Raw genomic sequence first — 13,553 nt, 5'->3', positions numbered from 1 at the left:
GCCTGCGGGTCAGCGCGCGGCGCTGGATTTCCCGACCGTGCGACGGGCGGCAGGTTTCTTCGTTGCCGCTGGTTTCGCCGCCAATTGCTCGGCGGCGATCTGTGCGTCCGCCGCCTCCTTGGCCAGACGCAATGCGCGCAGCCTCGCGGTCTTCTCCGCGATGGCCCGCCGCTCGGCCTGAACCGCCTCCATGGCGTTCTCGGCTTCCTGTCGCCGCTGCTCGGTCTTGGCGAAGTTCCGTTCCGCGCGAAGCTTGGCCTGCTCGGCGGTCAGTCCTTTCGTTGCCATGGCAGCGGCTCCTTTGATGAGGATCAGGACGCGACGGCTGCCGGACGCGGCGGCCGGGCCGGACGTGGCTTCGGCTTGGGAGCAGGGAGCAGGCCTTCGCGCTGCGCCTGCTTGCGAGCGAGCTTGCGGGCGCGGCGGATCGCGTCGGCCTTCTCGCGAACGCGCTTCTCCGACGGCTTCTCATAAGCCGAGCGCCGCTTCATCTCGCGAAACACGCCTTCGCGCTGCATCTTCTTTTTCAGGACGCGCAACGCCTGGTCGACATTGTTGTCGCGGACGAGAACCTGCATTCGGACTTCCTTCTCGTGAAAGCACTTGGTCGAGGCGTCTGGTCGAAACGCCTTGGCCGGACATCTCTTGAAAACAAAAAAGGGCCGGGTAGATCCCGACCCTTCCTGAGCTACCCCACGTGGAGCGGGCCTGGCGCCAGTACATCCATGGTCGCCTGCCGCTGATCTCTCACGCTGGACAGCGCGTCAGCTCACTCGGCGCGCAGGTTGTCGGCCGACATCTTGCCCGAACGCTTGTCCTGGACGAGCTCGTACGAGATCTTCTGGCCGTCACGCAGATCGCGCAGGCCGGCGCGCTCGACGGCGCTGATGTGGACGAACACGTCCTGGCCGCCATCATCCGGCTGGATGAAGCCGAAACCCTTGGTGCCGTTGAACCATTTCACTGTACCGTTGGCCATAGTCATATTCCTTCTTGCGGTTGGTAACTCACACGCAGCCGCATGCCACGCATGTTTTCGATTTGAGCAGGAAGGTCGTCAGCGGTGCGCAAAAATAGCGCGGGCCAATTCGTTCGGCCTAGATCGAACCCTACAAATGGGGGTTTGTCCTTCATTTGTCAATGCAACTTTACCGTGCGTAGCTGGCGAGCGGAGCCGACAAGGTATCGGCGCTGGGTGGCGGAGGCGACCACGCGTTCCCTTCGCCATGTTGTCGCCAGCCTGCTCGATAGTCCTGCGTCCACCACTTACGTCCTCCGTAGGTTCGGCGGCGAGCTCGGAGAGACGTCGTGATCAAATGGGCCATGGATCATGCCGTCTCGCGTGATGGCACGACCATCGGCTACCGGCAGGTTGGCGCGGGCCCCAGCCTCGTGCTGCTGCCGGGCGGCATGCAGAGCAGCCGCAACTTCACCCAGCTGGCGGAATTGCTGGCCGATCGCTTCACACTGCATGTGCCTGACCGGCGCGGGCGTGGCCTCAGCGGACCGCCGGGGCCGGACTACGGCATCGGCACCGAGGTTGATGATCTGTCGGCGGTGCTGGTGCAGACAGGCGCTCGTGACGTGTTCGCCCTGAGCTCTGGGGCCATCGCCACGTTGTGGACGGCGCTGCGCCGGCCGCAGATGCTAAGCAGAGTTGCGCTGTACGAGCCGCCGGTGCCCGTCGGCGCGCCATCACCGCTGGACTTTGTGCCGCGCTACGAGCGCGAGCTTGCCGCGGGCAATCTGGCGGCCGCCATGGTCACGGTGATGAAGGGGACGAGCGACCGACGCGACTGGTTCACCGGCCTACCCCGGCTGCTGCTGATCCCGATGATGAGCGTGGCGCTGCGCGGCAGCGGCGAGGAGGCGGTAGCCATCCGCGAACTGGTGCCGACCTTCCACTACGATGCGCAGCTGATCGCCGCCACGGCCGGGCAGGTCCGGAGCTTCGGCGCCATCCGCATGCCGGTCCTGCTCATGGGCGGCGACAACTCCAATCCCTACCTGCCAATGGCGCTCGACGCGTTGCAGCACGAGTTGCCGCAAGCGGAGCGGGTCGAGCTCAAGGGCGTCGGCCACATCGCGGCCGACAATGTCGGCGAGCCAAGGTTGGTCGCCAGTGAGCTGCGGCGGTTCTTCGCCTAGCCTGTCGAGAGCCTGACCCGGACCGATATCTTGATTAGTCGCCGATCGCGTGTGCGGCGAGCATGCGCGCGTGACGTCCGTTTTGGGCGCTCCAGCTTCGCGCCAGTACGCATGCATTAGACCTGCATGCGCCGACCAGGGAGAATCCCAATCAGGACCTTTCCGCCAAGGGGGCGCCGCTAGCGCAAACTCTCCACCGCCAGACGCGCCACCGCGGCATGCGCCGCCTCGCGCTCCTTCTCGCCGACCTGCGCGCCGGCGAGATAGGCCGCGATGGCGAAGCGGCGCCCATCTGGCAGGGTGACGATGCCGATATCGTTGGTGGCGTGGTTGAGTCCGTCGGCGCTCGGCCCAAGGCCGGTCTTGTGGGCGAAGCGCGCGCCTTCCGGCAGGCCGGCCTTGATCCGGTTCGGGCCGGTCTTGGCCTCCAGCATGATCTTGTCGAGCAGCGCGGCGTGTGCCGGTTCGCGCAACCAGTTGCCCTTGGCGAGGCCTTCGAGGAAGGCGATCGAGGCCTCGGGCGAGGCGGCGTCGCGCTTGTCGGTCAGCGTTGCCGCGAGGCGCTTCTTGCGCTCGGCCGCGGGGATCGCGCTGATCGCGGCGTAGAATTTGGCGGTGTCGATCTGCTGGTCCCAAGCGTAGCCGGGCAGGCCCAGGATTTCCGGCTGGAAGACGCGCTCGTAGCGGTCGACCGAGATGCCGGTGACGCCGCCGTCCTTGAGGATGGCGGTCAACGCCTGCGGGCCGCCGATCAGCCGCAGCAAGAGGTCGGCGGCGGTGTTGTCGCTCTCGGCGGTCGAACGGGTCAGGAGCTCGCGCAAAGGATAGTCGTTGCGCTCGCCCTTGAAGGCCTTGGCGAGCGGGCTGTGATAGAGCGAGAGATCGTTGCGGGTGACGGTAATCTTCTGGTCGAGCTTCAGCTTGCCGGCCTCGACAGCCTGCAGCACGCCGATCGCCAGCGGCAGCTTGAACACGCTCTGCAGCGGGAAGGGCTCGGCCCCGCGATAGGACCAGCTCTTGCGATCCTTGAGGTCGATCAGGCCGACGCCGATGCGGCCCTTCGTGCTCTGTTCGATCGTCTTGATGCCGGCATCGAGCCTGGCCTTGTCCCAGTCGGCGAAGGCGGGGGAGGCGGCAAGTCCGGCGAGAGTGAAGGCGAGGGCGCAGGCAAGGCGGGTCGGCATGAAAAATCCCCTGTGGTGGCGCCACAGGGGAGGGAGATTGCGGCGCCGGTTGGGCGCGATCCGGGCGACCGTCAGAACTTCAGCCGGCGCGCCCGCTTCACCATCGGGATCTCGTGGATCTTGGCCAGCAACTCGTCCGAGATCGCCTCGTCGACGGCGACATAGCAGATCGCGTCGCCGCCCGGCTTGTCGCGGCCGAGATTGAAGGTCGCGACGTTGACGCCGGCCGCGCCGAGCAGCGAGCCGAAGGCGCCGATGAAGCCCGGCTTGTCGGCATTGCGGACATAGAGCATATGCGGCGCGAACTCGGCGTCGACCTGGATGTCGCGGATTTCGATGATGCGCGGCTTGCCGTCATGGAAGACGGTGCCCGAGGCATGGCGCGGCATGTCCTCGGCCTCGACGACGATGCGGATGACGCTTTCGAGATTGCCGGCGACCTCGCGGGTCAGCTCCTCGACGACGATGCCCTTCTCCTTCGCCACCATGGCCGAGTTGACCATGTTGATCTCGGGCAGGAAGGGCCGCAGCACGCCGGTGATCGCGGCGGCCGAGATCGCCTTGAGGTTGAGCGCCGCAACCGCGCCTTCGTATTCGATCCGGATGCCCTTGACCGGCGCCTCGGTCAGCTGGCCGAGGAAGGAGCCGAGTTTTTCGGCGAGGTCGACGAATGGCTTGATCCGCGGCGCTTCCTCGGCCGAGATCGACGGGAAGTTCACCGCATTGGTGATCGCGCCCTTCAAGAGGTAGTCGCTCATCTGCTCGGCGACCTGCAGCGCGACATTCTCCTGCGCCTCATTGGTCGAGGCGCCGAGATGCGGCGTGCAGACGACGTTGTCGAGGCCGAACAGCGGGTTCGCCTCCGCCGGCTCGACCGAGAACACGTCGAAGGCGGCGCCGGCGACATGGCCGGACTTGATCAGTTCGGCCAGCGCGGCCTCATCCACCAGGCCGCCGCGGGCGCAGTTGACGATGCGCACGCCCTTCTTGGTACGGCTAAGGTTTTCCGCCGAGAGGATGTTCTTGGTCTTCTCGGTCATCGGCACGTGCAAGGTGATGAAGTCGGCGCGCTTCAGGAGTTCGTCGAGCTCGACCTTCTCGACGCCCAGCTGCACCGCCCGCTCCGGCGAGAGATAGGGGTCGAAGGCGATGACGCGCATGCGCAGGCCAATGGCGCGCTCGGCGACGATCGAGCCGATATTGCCGCAGCCGATCAGGCCGAGCGTCTTGGCAGTGATCTCGACGCCCATGAAGCGGTTCTTCTCCCACTTGCCGGCCTGGGTCGAGGCATCGGCCGACGGGATCTGGCGGGCGAGCGCGAACATCATCGCGATGGCGTGCTCGGCGGTGGTGATCGAGTTGCCGAAGGGCGTGTTCATCACGATCACGCCGCGGCTGGTGGCGGCGGGGATCTCGACATTGTCGACGCCGATGCCGGCGCGGCCGATCACCTTGAGGTTCGTCGCGGCCTCCAGCAGCTTGGCGGTGGCCTTGGTCGCCGAGCGGATGGCGAGGCCGTCATAGTCGCCGATCACAGCGGCGAGCTTGTCCTTGTCCTTGCCGAGGTTGGGATCGAAGGTCACGTCGATGCCGCGATCCCGAAAGATCTGGACGGCGGCGGGGGAGAGGGCGTCGGAAATCAGGACGCGGGGTTTGGTCATCGGGATGGCTCCGGCAGCGCGCCGCAAGCGGTCGCGCGCGTGAATGGGGAGGCGCGTTCCTTCTCCCCTCGGGGGAGAAGGTGGCTCGGCGAAGCCGAGACGGATGAGGGCCGGCGGGCGAGAGCTCACGACAAACGTCGCGCTGCCCTCACCCCAACCCTCTCCCCATCGAAGTCGGCTGTTGCCGACTTCGACACTTTGAGTGCTGATCTCGGGTATACCCGAGATCAGTGGGAGAGGGGGCGCGTCGAGCTTACGCCGCCTTCTTGCCGAGGCCTGCCTTCGCCTCGTTGAAGGCATACGCAATCCACGGCAGCAGCGCCTTGAGGTCGCGCGATTGCACGGTCGCGCCGCACCAGATGCGCAGGCCGGGAGGGGCGTCGCGGTAGTGGCCGAGATCGTAGCCGGCGCCGGCCTTCTCGATGATGCTCACGACCTGCTTGGCGAAGGCCGCCTGCGCGTCGGCCGGCAGCGCTGTCACCGCCGGGTCGGTGAACTTCAGGCAGACCGAGGTGTTCGAGCGCGTCTTCGGCTTCAACGCAAGGAAGTCGATCCAGTCGTTCTCGCGCACGAACTTGGCGATGACGCGGGCATTGCCGTCGGCGCGCTTCACCAGGCCGTCGAGGCCGCCGACCTTCTTGGCCCAGGCCAGCGCATCGAGATAATCCTCGACCGCGAGCATGGACGGCGTGTTGATCGTCTCGCCGGCGAAGATGCCCTCGGAGAGCTTGCCGCCCGAGGTCATGCGGAAGATTTTCGGCAGCGGCCAGGCCGGCTTGTAGGTCAGCAGCCGCTCGACTGCGCGGGGCGAGAGCACGATCATGCCATGCGCGGCCTCGCCGCCGAGCACCTTCTGCCAGGAGAAGGTGACGACATCGAGCTTGGGCCAGTCGAGCTTCTGGGCGAAGGCGGCCGAGGTCGCGTCGCAGATCGTCAGCCCCTCGCGGTCATCGGCGATCCAGCTCGCGTCGACGACGCGCACGCCCGAGGTGGTGCCGTTCCAGGTGAAGACGACGTCGCGGTTTTTCGTGTCGATCTTCTTCAGGTTCGGCAATTCGCCATAGGGGGCGGTGAAGGTGCGCACATCCGCCAGCTTGAGCTGCTTCGTCACATCGGTGACCCAGCCTTCGCCAAAGCTTTCCCAGGCGACCATGTCGACGCCGCGGGCGCCCAGCATGCTCCACATCGCCATCTCGACGGCGCCGGTGTCGGAGGCCGGCACGATGCCGATGCGGTAATCGGCCGGGATCTGCAGCACCTCGCGCGTCAGGTCGATCGCAGCTTTTAGCTTGTCCTTGCCGATCTTGGCGCGGTGCGAGCGGCCGAGCGCTGCATCACCAAGGGCCTTGAGGGTCCAGCCGGGGCGCTTGGCGCAGGGGCCGGACGAGAAATGCGGCACGCGCGGGCGCGCTGCCGGAATCGTATTCGCCATCGATGTCTCCATCCTTACAGATGGGCGCGCCGCGTTGGGGCGGCGTGTCCCGTCGATGGGCGTAGGATGGGAGGGGGAGGGGAGTCAAGGGTGGGATAAATCATAGAATTCCCTCCTGCGGCTGCTGTTACTCGCGAAGCAATACACAGAAGGCTCGTTTGTTAGGATTGCCTATTATCTGCAGTTTTCCTTATGGTGGATCGTGCAGGGTGGGACGGCGAAATGCTTGAACGTTCGGAAAAAATTGGCCTCGAAGCGATCTTGGATCTTAGCGGTACTGGCCGCGAAGCTAAAGCTTATGCCTTTCTATATGCAGCTTTTAAGAGAACGGAAATAAGTAAGAATCCGGTTCGCGACGTCCTAGACTGTCTGACGCCTTTTTCGGCGCCTTATATTAATAGTATATCTGGACGTCAGATCACATCTGATGGTTTAAAAGATTATCTCAAAACGACGTTTGGATTTGATATACCTCTGTATGCGATAGATCAACTTATGCCAACTTTGCAGAAAGCTGGATATGTTGAGTATAACAGAATTACGAAAAGGTACATCTCCAAAAAGAATGACCATAATTACGAAATTGCAAAGGCTGAAATCGACACTGAATTTGATGACGTGGTCGAGGCGCTCGCTTCTTATGCTAGAAGAGTTGGTTTCACAATTGCCCCACCTTCAGGGAGTTGGGGTGATGCTCTAATCCAATTCCTCAAGAGCAGTACAGATCGCCCGGAAGTAAAATTTGGTAATATAAAAGGAGCTTTGCTCGATCCTGCAAAAATAGAATTTTCTGTGATTGGAGCTTTCATAAAAGATAATCATCATCTTGATACAGTTATATATAAAAGCATACTTAATGTATTCATGGGCGTTTTAGTTGAGGAATTTATAGCGTCCGTTTCTGAAGTTAGCGCTATCGATTTGAAGAATCCAGTTCATGTGTTCTTTGATACATCCGTAATATTGCGTCTTCTAGGATGCTCTGGAAAACTTTTGAAGACGGCTACAGATGAGCTTACGAGATATCTACAGGACCTCGGTTTCAAAATATTCTATCTCTCTGGAAATGAATCTGAGGTTGCTGGAATTCTAGAGACGATTATTTATGTAAAAGATACTGGCCGCGAAATTGAAGGCGAGACGGCGGATGCCATTGCCAGCGGAGATGTCAACATAACCGATATTCGGATGCTGCAAAATACATTTGCGGAGCGGCTGGCCGCGATGGGTATTTTCCCTGCAGCCGATCTTGAAAAAAGCGCATACGACAATGCCAAATATCAGATCGATGAACGTGGTTTTTCTGAGTACCTAAAGCAAAACTCTGTGAAATCACGACGTGGGTATACGCTAAATAATCGCGAGAATGATGCTGGCTATCTCGGGGCCGTCATGAGGTTACGGCGCCGACTGACGACAAATGATCTTGCAAGTTGTGGGTATTTATTTGTTACGTCAAATAAATTTCTCGCAAATATGTCACGCAGATATCTTGTCGAACAGAAAGTAATAAGACCTCAGCACTGCCCTCCTGTTCTTTCGGTCGGGCAGGTTGCTACTATACTTTGGCTTATAAAAGATAAGGCCCTAGAGCCGCAGAAGGCTGGAAGAGAATTGCTGTCTAATTGCTATGCTGCATTTCGCCCTGATCAACAATGGTTTCGATTTTTCCGAGAGGGGATTGAAAAAACATCAGGAAACATTGAGGAATTCGTGAAGGCGCCTCGAAGCGCTCTTGCACTTCAGGCTGCTCGACGCATCGCGCAAGAGGAGAGTTTTGGCGAATCGTCGGTCGTTCGCGAGCTAAATATGGCAGAGATTCTGAGCCGTGCCGAAGTAGAGATCAGCAAAAAAAATGATGAGCAACAAGCAATATTGACCGCCCAATTGCAGGCGTCGTCCATAGCGCGTGATGACCTTGCTCGACAGAAAGACGAGGAAATCATTCGCCTGAACCAGCTAGCGGAAGCTGAACGGTTGGCGGCTGTTGCCGCCGCGCGATCAGACACAACGCGCGCGGTTGAATTTGAACTTGGAGATAAGTTTAATCGGGCGGCTTCTCGATTGGCCGAACGTATTGTTAAAATCATTCAGATGACTCTTATTGCCTTATTCTCGATATTCACGGCTATTGCGATATACTTTCAGATAACGAACTCTAATACAATTTTCCTCTGGATGACATCGGCCTTGCTTGCGGTCCCAAGTATCTTAGGATTTGCAGACGTAGTGGGCGTGAAGTGGGTACAAAAATGGTTTGACAGATTGAGGTCGTGGCTTGTTCATTTGATTGCCTCATGAATAGGCTCCTCTCTCACAGTCTCTGGCCATTTAACAGTTGCCGTGTCGCGGCAGGGCGCTCGGTGGCCTTCGTAGGGTGCGCTAGGTGAGTTGTACGATGTCGATGGTCGGGACGGGGCTGACCGAGGCTCTGCGGGGATAGACACGAGAACAGTCACCGCCCTCCCAACCTCCCGTATACTCCGCCGCATCCCATCCCCGAGGGGCGGCCGACCGGAGGCATGTCGTTTGGCGGGGTGGGTGCGGCGCCTGCGGGCGAGGGTTGCGCCTCGCTCCCGGGAGGCTTCGGGAACCGACCTGGGGACACTACGATCCCTGCGCGAGGAGCTCGCTAGACCGCGCCGGCTGCATAAGCCGGCGCGACAGAAGCGCGGCCCGGAGCTTTCAAATCGCCGCCTGGCGGAGCGCCACGGGGCGTGCGGATGGTGGCTCAATCCATCCGCGCCGCGTCCGTAGCTCACGGAAGCGGATCACCAACCAGCGCCTCGCGGCGCTCCGCTGCCCCTCACATGCGACAACGCCCGCAGGATCAGCCTGCGGGCGGGGAAAAGCTTGGGTGGAGGAGGCGCGACGCGCACCCTTCTCCCCTCGGGGGAGAAGGTGGCAGCGCGAAGCGCTGACGGATGAGGGAAGTCCTGCACAACGCTCACCCGGTCGTACCGCCCTCATCCCCTGCCGGACCTTCTCCCCCGAGGGGAGAAGGAGGCTATTTGGAGGACACTCCATGCCTCGCAATCCCGACCATCGCGGCGCGACCCGCGAGGAGTTCGAGCGCTTCCAGCGTGAGCGGCCGATCATGCTGCGCCAGTTCGCGACACTGCTGCAGTGCTGGCGCTTCTGCGGCCGCAAGGATTGCCGGCGGGCCAAGGCCTGTCGCGGGGCGGATAGCCTGCAATGCTCAGGCGAGTTCATGCAGGCCCTCTCCGACGAGATGCGCGCGACCTTCCAGGAAGCGATCCGCCTGCGCGGCCAGGGCGTCGAGGGCAGGCAAGCCTGGCGCGAGGCCGAGCGACGCATCGCCAAACACAAGGCGCAGCTCGAGGCGACTCCGCTGCGGGGGGAGCGGTAGGTCGGCGCCGGGAGAGCGCCTCTTCCGTCATGGTCGCCCTTGTGGCGACCATCCACGTCTTCGCCCGGTTTCGACAAGGTGCCGGAGGCCATTCTTGGCGGGCGCGTCTGCGATCGGCGGCGCAAGACGTGGATGGTCGGGACAAGCCCGACCATGACGGAGGAGGGAGAGGCCCCGCGCTCTTTGCCGGCAGGCTGCTATAAGCTCGGCTCAGACACGATTCACCGAAAGCTCAGCGCCATGGCCAGAAAAACCCCCGAACAGCTCACCAAGGAATTCGAGGGCCGCAAGGCCAAGGGGCTGGCCAAGGGCGGCGCGGCCTATTGGCCGAACGTGCTGTCGAACGCGGTGCTGAAGCTCGTCGCCGCCGGCGGCGAGCTCAGCGTCGCGGCGCTGGCGGAGCGGGTCGCGCAAGAGGGGCAGGTGACGGATCCGGCAGTCAAGGCCGGGGCCGAGGAAGCGCTCGCCCGGCTGAAGCAGGCGGCGGCAAGGGCGGCGGAGTAGAAGGCTCTTCCTTCTCCCCTCGGGGGAGAAGGTGGCAGCGCGTAGCGCTGACGGATGAGGGAAGGAGGGCTCACCCGGTCGAGGCGCCCTCATCCCCCTGCCGGGACCTTCTCCCCCGAGGGGAGAAGGGGGCTAGTCACTCCCCCATCGCGATCAGCGAGGCATTGCCGCCCGCCGCTGCGGTGTTGATCGTCACCGTCTGCTCGGTGGCGAAGCGCGGCAGATAGTTCGGGCCGCCGGCCTTGGGGCCGGTGCCCGACAGGCCGTGGCCGCCGAAGGGCTGCACGCCGACGACCGCGCCGATCATGTTGCGGTTGACATAGATGTTGCCGGTCGAAAGCCGGTCGATGACCAGCTCGACCGTGGTCTCGATGCGCGAATGCAGGCCGAAGGTCAGGCCGTAGCCGGTCGCCTCGATCTCGGCGAGCACCTTGTCGAGCTGGCCCGCCTTCCAGCGTACGACATGCAGGATCGGGCCGAAATGCTCGGCGGCGAGGTCGGCGACCTTGTCGAGCCTGATGATGTGCGGGGCGACGAAGGTGCCGGGCAATGACGGCGTCTTGCCGGCGTAAGTCACGCGGCCGGCGGCGCGCATCGCGGCGATATGGGCGTCGAGCCGCTCCTTGGCGGCAGCGTCGATCACCGGGCCGACATGGGTCTCGATCGCGCGCGGATCGCCCAGCGTGAGCTCGCGGGCGGCGCCCTCGATCATCTCGACCATCTTGTCGGCGACGTCCTCCTGCACGACGAGCAGGCGCAGCGCCGAGCAGCGCTGGCCGGCCGAGCGGAAGGCGGAGAGGACGACGTCGTCGGCGACCTGCTCGGCCAGCGCGGTCGCGTCGACGATCATGGCGTTGAGGCCGCCGGTCTCGGCGATCAGCGGCACGATCGGGCCGTCCTTGTTGGCAAGCGCGCGGTTGATGGCCCGGGCGGTCGCGGTCGAGCCGGTGAAGGCGACACCGGCGACGTCCCTGTGCGCGATCAGCGCCGCGCCGAGCTTGCCGTCGCCGGGAGCGAAGTGCAGCGCGGTCTTCGGGATTCCGGCCTCGTGGAGGAGGCGCACGGCGAGCGCGGCGATCAGCGGGGTCTGCGGCGCCGGCTTGGCGACGACGCTGTTGCCGGCGACGAGCGCGGCGGCGACCTGGCCGACGAAGATCGCGAGCGGGAAGTTCCACGGCGCGATGCAGACGAACGGGCCGCGGCCGCGCAGGATCAGCCGGTTCTCCTCGCCGGTCGGGCCGGGCAATGCGGTCGGCACGGCGAACTTGGTTTCGGCTTCGGCGGCGTAGTAGCGCAGGAAGTCGACGGCTTCGCGCAGCTCGGCGATGGCGTCGTCCAGCGTCTTGCCTGCCTCGGACTGGAGTAGCGCCAGGATCGGTCCGCGGCGCGCTTCCATCAGGTCGGCGGCCTGGCGAAGGCTGGCGGCGCGGTTGCGGGCAGGCGTCGCGTTCCAGGCGTGGAAGCCTGCCTTGGCGGCGGCCACCGCCCTCTCGGCGCTGGCGGCATCGCCCTCGGTGACGCGGCCGACCGGCTTGCCGTCGATCGGCGAGAGCACGTCGCGGGCGGTGCCGGAGCCGGGCTTGCCGTCGATCAGCGGCACGGCCTCGGGCACGGGCTTGGCCGCTGCGGCGTGGATCTCGGCGAGCAGGGTCGCGAGGCTTTCCGCATCGCCGAGCTCGACGCCGGCGGAGTTGCGGCGGCTCGTCCCGAAGAGCTCGGCCGGCAGCGGGATGCGGCGATGGCGGGCGGCGCTGGGCGTGCCGATCAGGTCGGCCGGCGGCACCAATAGCTGCGCGACCGGCACGTCCGGATCGCCGGAGACCGAGACGAAGGAGGAGTTGGCGCCGTTCTCGAGCAGGCGGCGGACGAGATAGGCGAGCAGGTCCTGATGGCCGCCGACCGGCGCATAGGTGCGGCAGGCGAAACCGGAATCCGACTGCAGCAGGCGCTCATACAGCGCCTCGCCCATGCCGTGCAGGCGCTGGAACTCGAAATTCTCGGCGTCGCCGGCGAGCTCGGCGACGGTCGCGACGGTCAGTGCGTTATGGGTGGCGAACTGGGGAATGATGCGCGGGCGCAGCGCCAGGAGCTGCCTGGCGCAGGCTTCGTAGTTCAGGTCGGTCATCGCCTTGCGGGTGAAGACCGGATAGTCGGGCAGGCCGCGCTCCTGGGCGCGCTTCAACTCGGTGTCCCAATAGGCGCCCTTGACCAGGCGGACCATCAGCCGGCGGTCATAGGTTTCGGCGAGGGCAGCGATGTGGTCGATCACCGCCGCGGCGCGCTTCTGATAGGCTTGGATGGCGAGGCCAAAACCGTCCCAGCCGGCGAGCGAGGCATCGGCCATCACTGCGGCGATGACGTCGAGCGAGAGCTCGAGCCGGTCGGCCTCCTCGGCATCGACGGTGAAGTTGAGATCGTAGGTCTTGGCCTGGCGGGCGAGCTCGATCACCTTCGGCGTCAACTCGGCCAGCACGCGCTCGCGATTGGTTGCCTCATAGCGCGGATGCAGGGCCGAGAGCTTGACCGAGATGCCCGGGCGGTTCGGCAGCCTGTCGTTACCGGCCGAGTGGCCGATGGCGTCGATCGCGTCGGCGTAAGATGCGTAATAGCGGTTGGCGTCTCCTTGCGTGCGTGCGCCTTCGCCGAGCATGTCGAAGGAGTAGCGGTAGAGCTTGCCCGAGCCGGAGCGGGCGCGCTTCAGCGCTTCCTCAATGGTCTGGCCGAGGACGAAATGGTTGCCCATGACGCGCATGGCCTGGCGCGTCGCGGTGCGCACGGCGGGCAGGCCGAGGCGCTTGGAGAGGTTGCCGATGATGCTGGTCGGGGTCTCGCCCGGCTGGATGATGCGGGCGGTGATGCCGAGCGCCCAGGACGAGGCCGAGATCAGGAAGGCGTCCGACTTGGATTCGTGATGGGCGAAGTCGCCCTGGCCGAGCTTGTCCTCGATCAGCCGGTCGGCGGTGGCGGCGTCGGGCACGCGCAGCAGCGCCTCGGCCAGCACCATCAGCGCAAGGCCCTCCTTGGTCGAGAGCGAGTACTCGCGCAGCAATTCCTCGATGCCGCCCAGCCCGACCTTGCGGGTGCGGATCGCGTCGACCAGCGACGTGGCGCGGGCGTCAATCCTCGCCTTGGCCAGGGGATCGCGGCGGCCGCCGGAGAGCAGGCGACCGGCGATCGCGGCATCGTCCTCGGCATAGGGGGCGCGGAAGACGGGTGCAGGGGCGGCCATGAAGAGAGCTCCGGGTCTCGGCGGC

At 64.1% G+C, this 13,553-nt stretch carries 11 protein-coding genes; 4 read left to right on the top strand and 7 right to left on the bottom strand.

Annotated features, from left to right (window positions below):
• Positions 1-9: 9 nt before the first annotated feature.
• The 3 genes from GV161_RS02280 to GV161_RS02270 all read right to left on the bottom strand — a co-directional run bounded on the left by GV161_RS02280 (position 10) and on the right by GV161_RS02270 (position 979).
• Positions 10-288 carry a hypothetical protein gene (locus GV161_RS02280; protein WP_152012045.1) on the bottom strand — a complete coding sequence of 93 codons (279 nt, stop codon included), beginning with the start codon at positions 286-288 and terminating at the stop codon, positions 10-12.
• 23 nt (positions 289-311) lie between these two features.
• Complete coding sequence (gene rpsU, locus GV161_RS02275) at positions 312-578, bottom strand: 30S ribosomal protein S21 (protein ID WP_152012046.1); 267 nt, start codon at positions 576-578, stop codon at positions 312-314.
• Positions 579-769: 191 nt separating this feature from the next.
• Positions 770-979 carry a cold-shock protein gene (locus GV161_RS02270; protein WP_091836184.1) on the bottom strand — a complete coding sequence of 70 codons (210 nt, stop codon included), beginning with the start codon at positions 977-979 and terminating at the stop codon, positions 770-772.
• Positions 980-1,308: 329 nt separating this feature from the next.
• On the opposite strand from GV161_RS02270, the gene GV161_RS02265 reads away from it, so the two are divergent.
• A complete protein-coding gene (locus GV161_RS02265; protein WP_201302974.1) occupies positions 1,309-2,148 on the top strand; it encodes an alpha/beta hydrolase in 840 nt (279 codons plus the stop codon).
• Positions 2,149-2,327: 179 nt separating this feature from the next.
• Here GV161_RS02265 and bla read toward each other — a convergent pair whose 3' ends face one another.
• The 3 genes from bla to GV161_RS02250 all read right to left on the bottom strand — a co-directional run bounded on the left by bla (position 2,328) and on the right by GV161_RS02250 (position 6,425).
• On the bottom strand, positions 2,328-3,332 hold the full coding sequence (bla, locus tag GV161_RS02260) for a class A beta-lactamase (protein ID WP_152012047.1): 1,005 nt from the start codon (positions 3,330-3,332) through the stop codon (positions 2,328-2,330).
• 71 nt (positions 3,333-3,403) lie between these two features.
• Positions 3,404-4,993 carry a phosphoglycerate dehydrogenase gene (gene serA, locus GV161_RS02255; RefSeq protein ID WP_152012048.1) on the bottom strand — a complete coding sequence of 530 codons (1,590 nt, stop codon included), beginning with the start codon at positions 4,991-4,993 and terminating at the stop codon, positions 3,404-3,406.
• A 253-nt stretch (positions 4,994-5,246) separates the two neighbouring features.
• Positions 5,247-6,425, bottom strand: coding sequence for a phosphoserine transaminase (locus GV161_RS02250; protein ID WP_152012049.1), 1,179 nt, complete (start codon positions 6,423-6,425; stop codon positions 5,247-5,249).
• 222 nt (positions 6,426-6,647) lie between these two features.
• Here GV161_RS02250 and GV161_RS02245 point away from each other — a divergent pair, with 222 nt between their 5' ends.
• The 3 genes from GV161_RS02245 to GV161_RS02235 all read left to right on the top strand — a co-directional run bounded on the left by GV161_RS02245 (position 6,648) and on the right by GV161_RS02235 (position 10,299).
• Positions 6,648-8,726, top strand: coding sequence for a hypothetical protein (locus tag GV161_RS02245; protein ID WP_152012050.1), 2,079 nt, complete (start codon positions 6,648-6,650; stop codon positions 8,724-8,726).
• Between the two features lie 724 nt (positions 8,727-9,450).
• Complete coding sequence (locus tag GV161_RS02240; protein WP_152012051.1) at positions 9,451-9,795, top strand: hypothetical protein; 345 nt, start codon at positions 9,451-9,453, stop codon at positions 9,793-9,795.
• 240 nt (positions 9,796-10,035) lie between these two features.
• Positions 10,036-10,299, top strand: a complete 264-nt coding sequence (locus GV161_RS02235) for a hypothetical protein (protein ID WP_152012052.1) — start codon at positions 10,036-10,038, stop codon at positions 10,297-10,299.
• 136 nt (positions 10,300-10,435) lie between these two features.
• On the opposite strand, the gene putA is transcribed toward GV161_RS02235, so the two are convergent.
• Positions 10,436-13,528, bottom strand: a complete 3,093-nt coding sequence (gene putA / locus GV161_RS02230) for a bifunctional proline dehydrogenase/L-glutamate gamma-semialdehyde dehydrogenase PutA (protein WP_152012053.1) — start codon at positions 13,526-13,528, stop codon at positions 10,436-10,438.
• Positions 13,529-13,553: the final 25 nt, after the last annotated feature.

Origin of the sequence: Bosea sp. 29B, assembly GCF_902506165.1 — a bacterium.
GTDB lineage: Bacteria > Pseudomonadota > Alphaproteobacteria > Rhizobiales > Beijerinckiaceae > Allobosea.
This window is presented reverse-complemented; position numbering and strand designations above follow the sequence as displayed.